Origin of the sequence: Pseudomonas sp. RGM2987 (assembly GCF_022952855.1) — a bacterium.
Taxonomy (GTDB): domain Bacteria; phylum Pseudomonadota; class Gammaproteobacteria; order Pseudomonadales; family Pseudomonadaceae; genus Aquipseudomonas.
The window spans coordinates 1-14,548 of the sequence record NZ_JALJDX010000117.1 but is presented as its reverse complement, the minus strand read 5'-3'; the positions used below and the strand labels follow the sequence as shown (position 1 = coordinate 14,548).

14 protein-coding genes are annotated in these 14,548 nt (G+C 62.6%); 5 read left to right on the top strand and 9 right to left on the bottom strand.

The features are described from left to right. Nucleotides 1-127 precede the first annotated feature (127 nt). From ilvD to RGM2987_RS02825, 4 genes are all read right to left on the bottom strand, one after another. On the bottom strand, nucleotides 128-1,969 hold the full coding sequence (ilvD, locus tag RGM2987_RS02840; RefSeq protein WP_245138603.1) for a dihydroxy-acid dehydratase: 1,842 nt from the start codon (nucleotides 1,967-1,969) through the stop codon (nucleotides 128-130). A 268-nt stretch (nucleotides 1,970-2,237) separates the two neighbouring features. Beyond that, the gene (locus tag RGM2987_RS02835) at nucleotides 2,238-3,440 is read right to left on the bottom strand and encodes an MFS transporter (RefSeq protein WP_245138602.1); all 1,203 of its coding nucleotides are present in this window, start codon (nucleotides 3,438-3,440) and stop codon (nucleotides 2,238-2,240) included. Nucleotides 3,441-3,709: 269 nt separating this feature from the next. Then, nucleotides 3,710-4,906 (bottom strand): class I SAM-dependent rRNA methyltransferase, encoded by a 1,197-nt coding sequence (locus tag RGM2987_RS02830; protein ID WP_245138601.1) that lies wholly within the window; start codon nucleotides 4,904-4,906, stop codon nucleotides 3,710-3,712. Nucleotides 4,907-5,046: 140 nt separating this feature from the next. Further along, a complete protein-coding gene (locus RGM2987_RS02825) occupies nucleotides 5,047-5,586 on the bottom strand; it encodes a type 1 glutamine amidotransferase domain-containing protein (protein WP_245138600.1) in 540 nt (179 codons plus the stop codon). Nucleotides 5,587-5,819: 233 nt separating this feature from the next. Between RGM2987_RS02825 and RGM2987_RS02820 the strand changes: the two genes are divergently transcribed. The 3 genes from RGM2987_RS02820 to RGM2987_RS02810 are packed head-to-tail and all read left to right on the top strand — an operon-like array spanning nucleotide 5,820 to nucleotide 7,852. Then, entirely contained in the window at nucleotides 5,820-6,635 is an 816-nt protein-coding gene (locus tag RGM2987_RS02820) for an HDOD domain-containing protein (protein WP_245138604.1), read from the top strand. 29 nt (nucleotides 6,636-6,664) lie between these two features. Next, nucleotides 6,665-7,477 carry a bifunctional DNA-formamidopyrimidine glycosylase/DNA-(apurinic or apyrimidinic site) lyase gene (gene mutM, locus RGM2987_RS02815; protein WP_245138599.1) on the top strand — a complete coding sequence of 271 codons (813 nt, stop codon included), beginning with the start codon at nucleotides 6,665-6,667 and terminating at the stop codon, nucleotides 7,475-7,477. Between the two features lie 54 nt (nucleotides 7,478-7,531). Next, nucleotides 7,532-7,852: a multidrug transporter gene (locus RGM2987_RS02810; RefSeq protein WP_245138598.1), complete on the top strand. Its 321-nt coding sequence runs from the start codon at nucleotides 7,532-7,534 to the stop codon at nucleotides 7,850-7,852. Nucleotides 7,853-8,010: 158 nt separating this feature from the next. Here the strand turns inward: RGM2987_RS02810 and RGM2987_RS02805 are convergent, their stop codons facing one another. The 5 genes from RGM2987_RS02805 to RGM2987_RS02785 all read right to left on the bottom strand — a co-directional run bounded on the left by RGM2987_RS02805 (nucleotide 8,011) and on the right by RGM2987_RS02785 (nucleotide 12,747). Next, nucleotides 8,011-8,262: a YfhL family 4Fe-4S dicluster ferredoxin gene (locus RGM2987_RS02805; protein WP_003249063.1), complete on the bottom strand. Its 252-nt coding sequence runs from the start codon at nucleotides 8,260-8,262 to the stop codon at nucleotides 8,011-8,013. A gap of 126 nt (nucleotides 8,263-8,388) precedes the next feature. Further along, entirely contained in the window at nucleotides 8,389-8,868 is a 480-nt protein-coding gene (coaD, locus tag RGM2987_RS02800; RefSeq protein WP_040071510.1) for a pantetheine-phosphate adenylyltransferase, read from the bottom strand. A 115-nt stretch (nucleotides 8,869-8,983) separates the two neighbouring features. After that, nucleotides 8,984-10,579: a GMC family oxidoreductase gene (locus tag RGM2987_RS02795; protein WP_245138597.1), complete on the bottom strand. Its 1,596-nt coding sequence runs from the start codon at nucleotides 10,577-10,579 to the stop codon at nucleotides 8,984-8,986. 151 nt (nucleotides 10,580-10,730) lie between these two features. Beyond that, a complete protein-coding gene (locus RGM2987_RS02790; protein WP_245138596.1) occupies nucleotides 10,731-11,276 on the bottom strand; it encodes a twin-arginine translocation pathway signal protein in 546 nt (181 codons plus the stop codon). Nucleotides 11,277-11,316: 40 nt separating this feature from the next. Further along, nucleotides 11,317-12,747 (bottom strand): coniferyl aldehyde dehydrogenase, encoded by a 1,431-nt coding sequence (locus RGM2987_RS02785; RefSeq protein WP_245138595.1) that lies wholly within the window; start codon nucleotides 12,745-12,747, stop codon nucleotides 11,317-11,319. A 140-nt stretch (nucleotides 12,748-12,887) separates the two neighbouring features. Here RGM2987_RS02785 and RGM2987_RS02780 point away from each other — a divergent pair, with 140 nt between their 5' ends. Beyond that, nucleotides 12,888-13,559 (top strand): TetR/AcrR family transcriptional regulator, encoded by a 672-nt coding sequence (locus RGM2987_RS02780; protein ID WP_245138594.1) that lies wholly within the window; start codon nucleotides 12,888-12,890, stop codon nucleotides 13,557-13,559. 36 nt (nucleotides 13,560-13,595) lie between these two features. Beyond that, a complete protein-coding gene (locus RGM2987_RS02775) occupies nucleotides 13,596-14,450 on the top strand; it encodes a sulfurtransferase (RefSeq protein WP_245138593.1) in 855 nt (284 codons plus the stop codon). The last annotated feature ends 98 nt before the right edge of the window (nucleotides 14,451-14,548 follow it).

Here is a 14,548-nt window from a genome sequence, read left to right as displayed (position 1 = left end):
CCTGCGCAGCAGTCGCAAAAAGTCCTGGGCCTGCTGCGCAGGCGAGCGGGAGCAAGCTCCCTCGCCACGGATCAGATAAAAAAATGCCCCGCACTTGGCGGGGCATTTTTATTGCAACGATGAACGCTTACAAACCGTCCAGCAGCGCCTTGTTACGCACCGCGCCCTTGTCGGCACTGGTGGCGAGCAGGGCATAGGCCTTGAGCGCGGTGGTCACTTTACGTGGGCGCACTTCCACCGGTTTCCAGCCTTTCTGGTCTTGCACGACGCGGCGTGCGGCCAGTTCTTCATCGCTGACCAACAGGTTGATCGAGCGGTTCGGAATGTCGATCAGCACTTTGTCACCGTCCTTCACCAGGCCAATGGCACCCCCAGCGGCAGCTTCCGGCGAAGCGTGGCCGATGGACAGGCCCGAGGTCCCGCCAGAGAAACGACCATCGGTCAGCAGCGCGCAGGCTTTGCCCAGGCCTTTGGATTTCAGGTACGAGGTGGGGTAGAGCATTTCCTGCATGCCCGGGCCGCCTTTCGGACCTTCGTAGCGAATGATCACGATGTCGCCGGCCTTCACTTCGTCGGCAAGGATCCCGCGCACCGCGCTGTCCTGGCTTTCGAAAATCTTCGCGTTGCCTTCGAACACGTGGATCGACTCATCGACGCCGGCGGTTTTCACTACGCAGCCGTCCAGGGCGATGTTGCCGTACAGCACGGCCAGGCCGCCTTCCTGGGAGTAGGCGTGCTCGACGCTGCGGATGCAGCCGTTTTCACGGTCGTCGTCCAGGGTTTCCCAGCGGGTCGACTGGCTGAACGCGGTCTGCGTAGGAATGCCCGCCGGGCCGGCCTTGAAGAAATGATGCACGGCTTCGTCGGTGGTCTGGGTGATGTCCCACTTGGCGATGCCTTCGGCCATGGTCTTGCTGTGCACGGTCGGCAGGTCGGTGTGCAACAGACCACCACGGGCCAACGAGCCGAGGATGCTGAAGATCCCGCCGGCACGGTGCACGTCTTCCATGTGGTACTTCTGGATGTTCGGCGCGACCTTGCACAGTTGCGGCACATGGCGGGACAGGCGGTCGATGTCGCGCAGGTCGAAATCGATCTCGGCTTCCTGGGCGGCCGCCAGCAAATGCAGGATGGTGTTGGTGGAACCGCCCATGGCGATGTCCAGCGTCATGGCGTTTTCGAACGCCTTGAAGTTGGCGATGTTGCGCGGCAACACCGACTCATCGTTCTCACCGTAGTAGCGCTTGCACAGCTCGACGATGGTCCGGCCGGCCTGCAGGAACAGCTGTTCGCGGTCGCTGTGGGTGGCGAGGGTCGAGCCGTTGCCCGGCAGGGCCAGGCCCAGTGCTTCGGTGAGGCAGTTCATCGAGTTGGCGGTGAACATGCCGGAGCAAGAACCGCAGGTCGGGCAGGCGCTGCGCTCGTACTCGGCGACCTTCTCGTCAGAAGCACTGGAGTCGGCGGCGATCACCATGGCGTCCACCAGGTCCAGGCCGTGGCTGGCGAGCTTGGTCTTGCCGGCTTCCATCGGGCCACCGGAGACGAAGATCACCGGGATGTTCAGGCGCAGGGCGGCCATGAGCATGCCGGGGGTGATCTTGTCGCAGTTGGAGATGCACACGATGGCGTCGGCGCAGTGGGCGTTGACCATGTATTCGACGGAGTCGGCAATGATCTCACGGCTCGGCAGCGAATAGAGCATGCCGTCGTGGCCCATGGCGATGCCGTCATCCACGGCGATGGTGTTGAATTCCTTGGCTACGCCGCCGGCGCGTTCGATTTCCCGGGCAACCAGCTGGCCCAGGTCCTTGAGATGGACGTGGCCCGGTACGAACTGGGTGAAGGAGTTGGCAATGGCGATGATCGGCTTCTTGAAGTCGTCATCCTTCATCCCCGTGGCGCGCCACAATGCACGGGCGCCGGCCATGTTGCGGCCGTGGGTGGATGTTTTCGAGCGGTAATCGGGCATGGAGCACTCCGGGCGGCTAATCAGGTACTAATCAGGTATCAAGGGGAAGTGAGCGTCTGGTGACTTCTGGAACACGCTGGATTTGACGGTGTGTCCGGAAGTGGCCGATGACGGTGCAGGATCACTGCGCGCCTGGGCAGGAGCTCATAAACCCGCCGGGGATGAATGGCGATGAATGACGCGATTCTACACCGCTGGCGCCAGGATGAAATGCTGCAAAGCGCGGATCACCGGTCAATGTCGCCTGTGGGATGACGACCGGCAATATTCAACCGGTCGGCAGCGTCCCGTATCGATGTCGGACCAGTGCGTTGACCATCAGCCCCAGGAAACTGAGCAGTATCAGGCAGAGGGCCAGCGTGACCTGCCTGTCCAGTGGCGTGAGACTGATCGCGGCGCTGGTCAGCCCGCCGACGATGAAGATCAGCACGCTGCCGGCCGAGGCGGATGTGCCGGCGTGCGCGGGGAATATGTTCATCGCCTGGGTGTGCGCCGCTGCGCGGGCAATGGTGGTGCCGACGGTGCACATGAGCATCGGCAGCAGCAGGGTGGTCACCGACAGGCCGAACTGGCAGGCCAACCCAAGCATCAACATCCCGGCTGCGAAAATCAGGCCCAGGCCGACGATGATTTGTGTCTGTGATTCGATCCGGTTGCCCAGCAAAGTGGCTACCGCGCCCCCACCAATGTAGGCCAACCCGTAGCCGAGCAGCACCAGCGAAAAGGCCTCGGGTGAGAGTTGCAACTGGTCAATGAGCAGCAGCGGCGAAATGACGATGAACGAGAAGTGGCAGGAGAAAGCCAGGGCCGAGGTCAGCCAGTAGGCCATGAAACCCGGGTCACCGCAGACCTTGCGATAAGACGCAATGAAACTCATGGGCCTGGGTGGGCAACCCGCGGGGTGATGGAGGAACAGGCAGGCGCCGAGAAAAGCCCCAATCGCCAGGATGATGAACACCAGGAAGCTGCCCGGCCAACCCATCCAGCTTTGCAGGCCGGTGCCGGCCCAAGGCGATACGGAAATGAAGACGCCCCCGCAGGTGACCAGGAAAATCCGTAGCCGTTGTTGTTCCAGGCCTGTGAACAGGTCTTGGATCAGTGCCTGGGAAAGCACGAAGAAACCGCATCCCAGAGCCTGGACGACCCGGAACAACAGAAAGCCCCCGAAGCTCTCGGCAAGTACGCAACCTGCGGCTCCAAGGGCGGAAACGCTGATCCCGATCAACAGGAGGTTTTTGCGTCCCATGGCGTCGGAGAGTGGGCCGACCAGCAGTTGCGAGAAGGCGATACCCACCGCAAACAGGCTGACGGACAACGCGATGTCGGACGATGAACGCCCGAAGTGTTCGGACAGTGCCGGGAATGAGGGCAGCACGACATCGATTGGAAATACCCCGAGCAAGGTCAGGGTCAGCAGCAAACCGACTGTCACGGGTTTTCGGGTGTGCGAGAACGCTCTGGTGTCAGCCATCGATACCTGTCTGTAGGGCAATGTCGGCGCGTGGAAAGGTCCCGGTAAAGGGGTTTCCAGTGTCGAAATTTGCGGTGGCAGAGGCAAGGGGATGTTGGGTAGGAAGGCTCTGGTAATCAAGTCGGAGGGGTCGTACAAAACACCGCGTATCGGCAACAACTTCAATGCCGATCACGTTTGGCAGCGGCAAAAAAATCGCAGCCAGGCTGCGATCAGGGGTGTTCGGGTACCGTGGGGCCAGTGCTGCGGCTCTGGCCCCAGGCGATCACTCAGCTATTAGGCAACAACCGGCAGGTAATGCTCTTGATGTAGCGCGTTTCAGCAATGGCCGGGTGCACCGGATGGTCCGGGCCCTGGCCGCCGCGTTCGAGCAGTTGGATGTTGCGGTCCAGGTGGCGGGCGCTGGTCAGCAGGATGTTTTGCAGGTCGTCTTCGGGCAGGTGCATCGAGCACGAAGCGCTGACCAGGATGCCGTCCTTGCTGAGCAGGCGCATGGCCTGTTCGTTGAGGCGGCGATAGGCGCCTTCGCCGTTCTTCAGGTCTTTCTTGCGCTTGATGAAGGCCGGTGGGTCGGCCACGATCACGTCGAAGCGTTCTTCGCTGGCCTTGAGTTCCTTCAGGGCCTCGAACACGTCGCCTTCGATGCAGGTCAGCTTTTCGGCAAAGCCGTTCAATGCGGCGTTGCGCTCGACGCCGTCAAGGGCGAAGGCCGAGGCGTCGACGCAGAAGACTTCGCTGGCACCGAAAGCGGCGGCTTGCACGCCCCAGCCGCCGATGTAGCTGAACAGGTCCAGCACGCGCTTGCCCTTGGCGTAAGGGGCCAGGCGTGCGCGGTTCATGCGGTGATCGTAGAACCAGCCGGTTTTCTGGCCTTCCATGACCGGCGCTTCGAACTTCACGCCGTTTTCTTCCAGGGCGACCCATTCCGGCACGAGGCCGAACACAGTCTCGACGTAGCGGTTCAGGCCTTCGGCGTCGCGGGCCGCGGAGTCGTTCTTGAACAGGATGCCGCTGGGCTTGAGCACTTGGGTCAGGGCCGCAATCACGTCGTCCTTGTGGGCTTCCATGGTGGCGGAGGCGATCTGCACCACCAGGATGTCGCCGAAACGATCGACCACCAGGCCCGGCAGCAGGTCGGAGTCCCCGTAGACCAAACGGTAGAACGGCTTGTCGAACAGCCGCTCGCGCAGGGATAAGGCCACGTTGAGGCGGTGCACCAGCAGGGATTTATCCAGCGGCAGCTTCACGTCACGGGACAGCAGGCGTGCGCAGATCAGGTTATTCGGGCTCATCGCGACGATGCCCAACGGCTTGCCGCCGGCCGCTTCGAGGACAGCCTGGTCGCCGGCCTGGAAACCGTGCAGCGGCGTGGCGGCCACATCGATTTCGTTACTGTAGACCCACAGGTGACCGGCGCGCAGGCGACGGTCGGCGTTGGCTTTGAGGCGCAGGCTAGGCAGGGACATGACGTCGCTCCGGAAAAAAGAGCGGGAGTATAGCGTGTTGAAGCGGGTCCGGGGCTTGCGCTGGACATGTGGCGAGGGAGCTTGCTCCCGCTGGGTGGCGCAGCCGCCCTATTTCGATCAAGCCCCCTCGCTACGATGAGTCAGGCAGACAGCGCCCCGATCAACTCTCGATTGAATGCCGGGATGTCATCGGGCTGACGGCTGCTGATCCAGGTGCCATCCCTGACCACTTCCTTATCGACCCAGTTCGCGCCCGCATTGACCAGATCGTCCTTGAGAGTCTTGTAGCTGGTCATGGTCTTGCCCTTGACCAGCCCGGACGACACCAGCAGCCAGCCGCCATGGCAAATCACCGCGATGGGCTTGCTGGCTGCCTCGAAGCCCTTGACCAGTTTCTGCGCGTCGGGGTCGATGCGGATGGTGTCGGAATTCTGCACGCCACCGGGCAGCACCACGGCGTCGTACTGCTCGACATTGGCGGCCTTGAAGGTCAGGTCGATGCTGAAGTCGTCGGCCGGTTTGTCGTGGTTCCAGCCTTTGACCTGGCCTTCGCTGGCCGAAATGATGTCGACCTTGACGCCGGCCTGTTCCAGCGCCTGTTTGGGGCCGGTCAGTTCGGCCTGTTCGAAACCGTCGGTCACCAGGATGGCGACGCGCTTGTTGTTCAGGGAGCCGGGCATGAAGAATCTCCTCAAGCTGAGTGGGTTGGCTGCCGACCTAGGCCTTGATACAAGTTTGCCGGTCGGCCCTACAGAGTCCGAAGCCAGCGCCTGAAGGAAAGTTCCGCCGATCTACCCGGTGGTGTTTCGGATCCATCTTTAAGGGTTAGAATCGCCGCCTGTGCCCAGAGTGTGTACTCATGTCCCAAGAGCTTTCCGCCGAACAGATCCAACAGTCCCTGCAAGGCATCAGCGTGCCGCCCCAACCGCAGATCATGGTGGATCTGCAGATGGAGCAGTACATGCCGGACCCGGACCTGGAGACCATCGCCAAGCTGATCTCCCAGGACCCCGGCCTTTCAGGGGCGCTGCTCAAGATCGTCAACTCCCCGTACTACGGCTTGCGCAACAAGATCACTTCGATCCAGCGCGCCGTGAACCTGTTGGGCAGCCGGTCGATCATCAACCTGATCAATGCGCAGTCGATCAAGAGCGAGCTGCACGACGACGCCATCGTCACCCTGAACCGTTTCTGGGACACCGCCCAGGACGTGGCGATGACCTGCCTGACCCTGGCCAAGCGCGTCGGCCTGGAAAACGGCGACGAAGCCTATGCCCTGGGGCTGTTCCACGATTGCGGCGTGCCGTTGATGCTCAAGCAGTTCCCCAACTACATGAGCGTGCTGGAGGAGGCCTATGCCAGTGCCAGCGCCGAGTGCCGGGTGGTGGACACCGAGAACCGCGTGTTCAACACCAACCATGCGGTGGTCGGTTACTACACCTCCAAGTCCTGGCGCCTGCCCGATCATGTCAGCCAGGCCATCGCCAATCACCACAACGCCCTGGCTGTCTTCAGCGACGAGTCTTCCCGCAATAACAGCCCGCAGAAGAACCTGCTGGCGATCCTCAAGATGTCCGAGAACATCTGTGCCTCCCATCGGGTGCTGGGCAATCAACCCGAAGACCACGAATGGGACTGCGTCGGGGCGCTGGTGCTTGATTACATCGGGTTGTCGGAATACGACTTCCAGACCCAGAAACAGGAAATCCGCGATCTCGCCACTCGCTGAGTGCGCGCCTCGCCTGACCCGAGAACCCCATGCCAGAACTGCCGGAAGTCGAAACCACCCGCCGCGGAATCGCGCCACACCTTGAAGGGCAGCGGGTCAGCCGCGTGGTGGTGCGCGACAGCCGCCTGCGCTGGCCAATTCCGGAAGACCTGGACGTACGACTCTCGGGCCAGCGCATCGTGCTGGTGGAGCGGCGGGCCAAGTACCTGTTGATCAACGCCGAGGTTGGCACGTTGATCAGCCACCTGGGCATGTCCGGCAACCTGCGCTTGGTGGAGGTCGGCATGCCGGCGGCCAAGCACGAGCATGTGGACATCGAGCTGGAGTCCGGCCTGGCCTTGCGCTACACCGACCCGCGACGTTTCGGCGCGATGCTCTGGAGCCTCGACCCGCTCAACCATGAACTGCTGATTCGCCTGGGGCCGGAGCCGTTGACCGATCTGTTTGACGGCGACCGCCTGTTCCAGCTGTCCCGTGGGCGCTCCATGGCGGTAAAGCCGTTCATCATGGACAACGCGGTGGTGGTGGGTGTGGGCAACATCTACGCGACCGAAGCGTTGTTTGCCGCCGGCATCGACCCGCGTCGGCCGGCGGGGGGGATCTCCCGGGCGCGTTACCTGAAGCTCGCAATCGAGATCAAGCGCATCCTTGCCCATGCCATTGAGCGCGGCGGCACCACGTTGCGGGATTTCATCGGCGGTGACGGTCAGCCCGGATATTTCCAGCAGGAGTTATTCGTGTACGGCCGGGGCGGGGAGTTGTGCAAGGTCTGTGGTACGGGGCTGCGGGAAATCCGCCTGGGCCAGCGTGCGAGCGTCTGGTGTCCACGCTGCCAGAGCTGATTCGTCCTACGGTCTATAGTCAGTAGTCGTACTGCTTAGCCGAAGGATCGCCCCATGAATGTGTTTCGACCTGTCGTCCTCACCCTGTTGCTGAGTGTCGCCGTGCCTGCCCTGGCAAACGGCGGCAGTGGCGACCCGCGCTACACCATCCAGAACCCGCCGGCCTACGCCATGCTCGGCGACCTGCTGATCGCTCGTCCACTGCTGCTCGCCGCCACCGTGATCGGCGCTGGGGCGTTTGTGGTGTCGTTGCCGTTTACCGCGCTGGGTGGCGGGGTGGGCGATGCGGGGAAGGCATTGGTGGTGGACCCGGCGAAGGCCACGTTTGTACGGTGCCTGGGGTGTATTGGGGAGGGGTTTGAGCGGCAGGAGTGAGGCAGTGGGTTTTGGGGTGTGGCTCATGGCCTCTTCGCGAGCAAGCCCGCTCCCACAGGGATCGGCGGCGCTCAACGAATTAGCGTCTTGAGCAGATCCCTTGTGGGAGCGGGCTTGCTCGCGAAGAGGCCCGCGAAAGCGCTCTAAAATTATCCGGTTCAACCCTTGCCAGTAATCCTGCGATATTTCGCCATCAACTGTTCTTCCGTCTCCGGATGGGCTTCGTCCAGCGGGATGCAATCCACCGGGCATACCTGCTGGCACTGGGGTTCGTCGTAGTGGCCGACGCACTGGGTGCACAGGTTCGGGTCGATGACGTAGATCTCTTCGCCCTGGGAAATGGCTTCGTTCGGGCACTCGGGTTCGCAGACGTCGCAATTGATGCAGTCGTCGGTGATGATCAGGGACATGCAGGCTCCTGCCGGGGCGTTGGGCCCGGGCATCTGAAAACGTATGGGCGCAATTGTGCCGCATTGGCGAGCGCAGTGCACGCGGGCGCGATGGACTGCGCTGCGAGGCGCATCGCAGTCAGCGGGTCATTTCTTGAAGCGCAGGGTCAGCGCATCGGCCACGGCCGGGTGGACGAACTTGGTGATGTCACCGCCCAACGCCGCGATTTCCCGCACCAGGGTCGAGGAGATGAACGAATAGCGCTCCGACGGCGTCAGGAACAGGCTTTCGACGTCCGGCGCCAACTGGCGGTTCATGTTGGCCAGCTGGAATTCGTACTCGAAGTCCGAGACCGCACGCAGGCCACGCAGGAATACGTTGGCGTTCTGCTCCTTGGCAAAATGCGCCAGCAGCGTCGAGAAACCGACCACTTCCACGTTCGGCAGGTGCTTGGTGACCTCGCGGGCCAGCTCCACGCGTTGCTCCAGCGGGAACAACGGGTTTTTCTTCGGGCTGGCGGCGACGGCAATGATCACATGATCGAACAGGCGCGCGGCGCGTTCGACCAGATCGCCATGGCCCTTGGTAATCGGGTCGAAGGTACCTGGGTACAACACTCGGTTCATCGCGTCGTCCTGGCGGGAGTCCGTTGGGGAATCGGATGGTATCGCAGCCTGTCCGGTCGGCCAAGTCGGCTTTGGGACAAGAGCGCACTATAGACGCTGCGAATACTGCCGGCAGTCATGGGTTTCTCAGGCGTTCGGCCAGGGAAGTCGCCAATTTTGCCGTCAAACCGTATACCGATAACTGCGGGTTGGCACCAATGCTCGTGGGGAACAGCGAGCCGTCATGGATCGACAGATTACTCAGTTGATGATGCCGACCGAGGCTGTCGGCGACCGCCGTTTGTCGATCCTCACCCATGGCGCAACCGCCCATCACGTGGGCGCTGGCCAGGCGCGTGCGGTACAAGGCCAGGTCCAGGCCGTCGATCAACGAGCGTGCTTCGGCCAGGGTCTTCACATAGCGGGCATCGCTGTGCACCGGCATGACCGCCTTGGCGCCGCCGGCGAACTGAATCTCGGCCATGCTGTGGAATGCGCGGCGCACGCCGTCCCAGGCATACGGCGAAACCGGATAGTCGAGCACGGGCGTGCCGTCGCTGCGCAACTCGACGCTGCCGCCGGGGCTGTCCGGATGGAAACCATCGCGCAGCAACGCCAGCATGGCGTGGGTATGGGGCAACTGCCCCATGTGCGCGGCACTTTCGCTGCCGAACCCGCCCAGCAACGTGGCGGCGAGGGCCGGGTGCAGTGGCGGGACCTCAAGTTTGTAGGACATTCGGCCGGTGGTGCCGTCCTGCCATTGGAAATGGTCCGAATAGATCGACTGCGGCGCGCCATAGAACGGATTGATGATTTCGTCGAATTGCCCGGCCGAGGTGTTCACCAGGTGCAGGAAAGTGCGCTTGCCCAGGCGGCGATGCGGGTCTGGCGCATCGGAGCGCAGCAACAGGGCCGGGCTGTTGATGCCACCGCCGGCCAGCACATAGTGCCGCGCCTTGACCGTGATGCGCCGTCCGTTCGGTGCCACGCAACGTTCGTCCATGGCCAGGCATTCGAGGCCGACCACGACGTCATTCTTGAGGATCAGGCGTTCGGCCCGCGCCAGGTAAAGCAGCACGCCACCCTTGTCTAGCGTGGCGGGAATAGTGGTCACCAGCATCGACTGTTTGGCGTTGGTCGGGCAGCCCATGCCGCAGTAGCCCAGGTTCCAGCAGCCACGGACGTTGCGCGGTATGACATGCCAGCTGTAGCCCAACTGTTCGCAACCCTTGCGGATCACATCGTTGTTGGCATTGGGCGGAATGAACCACGGCGCCACGCCCAGGCGCTGCTCCATCTGCTCGAACCAGGGCGCCATCTCGGCGGGGCTGTGACCCTTGACCTGATGTTCGGCGGCCCAATGTTGGAGGGTCTGGTCGGGGGTGCGAAAGCTGGAGGTCCAGTTGATCAAGGTCGTGCCGCCCACCGCCCGGCCCTGCAGAATGGTGATGGCGCCGTCCTTGCTCATTCGCCCCAGGCCTTCCTGATACAGGCTGGTATAGGCCTGGTCTTCGAGCAGCTTGAAGTCATGGCTGGTCTTGAGCGGGCCTTCCTCGATCAGCAGCACCTTGTAGCCGGCGGCGCTGAGGATTTCTGCGGTGGTGCCACCGCCGGCACCGCTGCCGATGATTGCCACGTCGGCTTCCAGGGTCAGGTCCTGGGTCAGTTGCGCGCCGTTGTGGGTGGTCCAACCGCGGGCCAGGCCTTCACGGAAGGGATCGGGTACGGGCATGTTGAGGCTCTCTTTTGATGTTATGGATTGGCGACACAGCCACCTGTGGGAGCGGGCTTGCTCGCGAAGACGGAGTGTCAGTCAAGTTCAATGTGGCTGACCCAGCGCTTTCGCGAGCAAGCCCGCTCCCACAGGAGATCTCATCTGGATTTCAGACCGCTGGCGGCCCCGGATACCCGCAGTGCGCCCAGGCCTCGGCCCGGCTGTACCACGCCATCATCACCATTTGCAGCAGCGAGCCGTGGCCCTGTTGCAGCAGATCCAGCGAGCTGTTTTCCCAGCGGTGGAGGAACTGGCGGATGTCATCGGCGCTGGCGTTTTCCCACGGGCCCCAGACCCCGGTCAGCGGGCCACGGGTGATGCCCAGGGAGAGTACGTCGAACAGCTGATGCGTGAGCTTGAGCATGGACGGGGACAGGTGTGCCAGGCCGTTGTCCAGGCTTTGCAAGGTGGCGTCGGTGGCGGCGGAGAGGTTATCGAGCGTCACCGCGCCCTCCAGCATCACCGGGATAACGGCCCGCAGAAACGGCAGGTCGCTGTCGCGCAAAATAGCCAGGCCACTGGCCGGATGGCTCGGCGAGCAGCCGCTCAGGCTGGCCCCCAACCCGACGGTAGCCAGGAAAGCGCTGGCGCCGAGGCTGAATTTCAGCAGGCCGCGCCGTGACAGGGCGGGTGTGTCGATGAGGCTTGGGTTCATTCTTGTTATTACTCGACTTTTATTACCAGCAGGAAAGGCGTTAGCGGACGAACAGCTTCTGAATCAACTTCTGCAACGGCTTGCCATAGGGTGGGTAGATCAGCTTGGCGGCGTTGAAACGCTGTTTGGTCAACACCGCCTTGGCCTTGCTGAAGGTCAGGAAGCCCTCGTGCCCGTGGTAATGGCCCATGCCCGACGGGCCGACACCGCCGAATGGCAAGTCATCCTGGGCAACGTGCAGCAGCGTGTCGTTCAGGCAGACGCCGCCGGAATGAGTCTCGTGGAGTACGCGATCCTGTTCGGCCTTGTTGTAGCCAAAGTAATAAAGCGCCAGCGGACGCGGTCGCCGGTTGATGTAGGCAAATGCCTGGTCCAGATGCTCATAAGGCACGATGGGCAGCAACGGACCGAAGATTTCGTCCTGCATGACGGTCATTTCATCGCTGACGTTAAGCAACAGGCTATGGGCCATACGCCGCCCCTGGCCTTGCTCGAACAGTTCGATCAGCAGCGCGCCCTTGCTGGTGGCGTCGCCGATGTAGCCGTTGAGGCGCGCCAGTTGTCGTTCATTGATGATTGCGGTGTAGTCCGGGTTGTCCGCCAGCGTCGGATAAAACCTTCGAACGGCCTCGCGGTAAGCCTCGACGAATTCACCGACCCGGTTCTGCGGCACCAGCACATAGTCCGGTGCTACACAGGTTTGCCCGGCATTCAGGGTCTTGCCGAAGGCAATGCGTTCGGCTGCGTCCTTGAGGGGCACATCAGCGGAGACGATGGCCGGTGATTTCCCGCCCAGTTCCAGGGTCACCGGGGTCAGGTTTTCGGCGGCGGCCCTCATGACGTGCTTGCCAATGCTGGTGGCACCGGTGAACAGCAGGTGATCGAAAGGCAACTTTGAAAACGCCATGCCGACGTCGGCTTCGCCGAGCACCACGCAGACCAGATCCTGGGGAAAGACTCGTGCCAGCAGTTGCTTGAGCAGCAGCCCGGTCGCAGGGGTCGACTCGCTGAGCTTGAGCATCACCCGATTGCCCGCCGCCAGCGCCCCGACCAACGGCCCGATGGCCAGGAACAGCGGGTAGTTCCAGGGCACGATGACCCCGACCACCCCCAGCGGTTGATACACCACCTTGGCCGATGCCGGCTGGAAGGCCATGCCCACCTTGCGCCGGGAGGGCTTCATCCAGCCCTTGAGGTGCCGGCTGGCGTAATGAATGCCATGCAGACTGGGCATCAGCTCGGCCAGCAAGGTTTCGTCGGCGCTGCGGTGGCTGAAATCCTGACTGATGGCGTCGATCAGGGCTTGGCGTTCGTTGCTCAGTATTTCACGCAAGGCCTTGAGCCATTGCAGGCGTTGCTCGGCCGGCGGCAGTGGATGGGCCGCGTAGGCCTGGCGCTGGGCGTCGAAGAGTGCCCGTAGGTTGTCCAGTTGCTGTTGGGATTCGTGCAGGAAAGCAACGTCGGCTGGCATGGGCGGGCACCGGATATTCTTGGAATGGGGGAGTTTTTAGAGTATCTACTCTAGAAAGTCAACGGCATCCTTGGGTTTTTCCCGTGACCGATAGGTCGTAAGATGCCGCTCAATGCCTTCGTCGAATTAAAGCCCAAACCATGGCCCCACGAATAAAAACCAGCGAGCGCATCGTGCAGAACAGCCTGGAGCTGTTCAACCAGCAAGGCGAGCGCAGCGTCAGCACCAACCACATCGCCGCCCACATGGACATGTCGCCCGGCAATCTCTACTACCACTTCCCCAACAAGCAGGCGATCATCGCCGTGTTGTTCAGTGAGTACGAGAACCTGGTGGACAGTTTCCTGCGGCCACCCCCGGGCCGGCCGGCCACAGTGGAAGACAAGCGCTTCTACTTGCAGGAACTGCTGTCGGCGATGTGGAGCTACCGTTTCCTGCATCGGGACCTGGAGCATCTGCTCGACAGCGATCCGGACCTGGCGGCCCGCTATCGACGGTTTTCCCAGCGCTGCCTGATCCACGCGACCGCGATCTACGAGGGCTTCGTCGCCGCCGGCATCCTGAAAATGGACCGGGTCCAGATCGAGTCGCTGACTCTCAATGCCTGGATCATCCTCACCTCGTGGGTGCGGTTTCTGTGCACCACCCGGGAAAACTCCAGTCATCTGAGCGAGCAGGCGATCAAGCGCGGGGTGTATCAAGTGCTGGTGCTGGAAGCCGGTTTCGTCACCGATCAGGCCCGCGAAGCGGTGGATGCGTTGTTCAAAGAGTTTTACGTCCCGCTGGCCCAGACCCTGGAGGAAGGGCAGTAGGATTGGATCCCTCGATTTGCGCCACAGGAGTTCACCATGCCGATTGCCCAACTCATCAGTCCCCAGGCCCTCGAACAGCGACGAGCGCAGCCCGGGCTGGTCATCCTCGATTGCCGTTTCGCCCTGGAAGACCCCGATTATGGTCAGCGCAGCTATGCCGAAGGCCATATTGCCGGTGCGTCGTTCGCGGACCTCGAACGGGACCTGAGCGGGCCGGTGACCAAAGGCATGACCGGGCGTCATCCGCTGCCGGACCCTGAAGCCTTGATCGAGCAGCTCAAGGCCTGGGGCGTCGATAACGACAGCGACGTCGTGCTGTACGACGATGGCCCCGGCGCCTATGCCGCGCGGGCCTGGTGGCTGCTGGCCTGGCTGGGCAAGCGCGATGGCGTGTTTATCCTCGACGGTGGCCTCAAGGCCTGGCATGCCGCCGGCTTGCCCCTGAGCCTCGATCCGCCCCAGGATCGTCGCGGCACTTTCAGCGGTGCCCCGGATGCAGCCCTGCTGCTCAGTGCGCAAGCGTTGCAACAGCGCCTGGGCCAAGCCGACATGACCTTGCTGGACGCCCGGGCGCTGCCGCGTTTCAAGGGTGAGGTCGAGCCGATCGACCCGGTGGCCGGGCACATCCCGGGGGCGCAATGCGCGGCGTTCACCGACAACCTGGGCAGCGACGGCCGTTTCCTGCCGACCGATCAGCTCAAGCAGCGTTTCGCCGAAAAACTCGGCGGGCGTTCACCGACCGAGCTGGTGGCCTATTGCGGCTCTGGCGTGACGGCGTGTCACAACCTCTTCGCCTTGTGTCTGGCGGGTTATCCGCTGGGCCGGTTGTATGCCGGTTCGTGGAGTGAGTGGATCAATGATCCTCAGCGGGGCGTGGCGAAGGGGGAATAGCGTCATCCACATTTATGGGAAGAACTCCCTGGCGAGGGAGCTTGCTCCCGCTGGGCTGCGTAGCGGCCCCAAAAAAGCTTGGGAGCGCTTCGCACTCC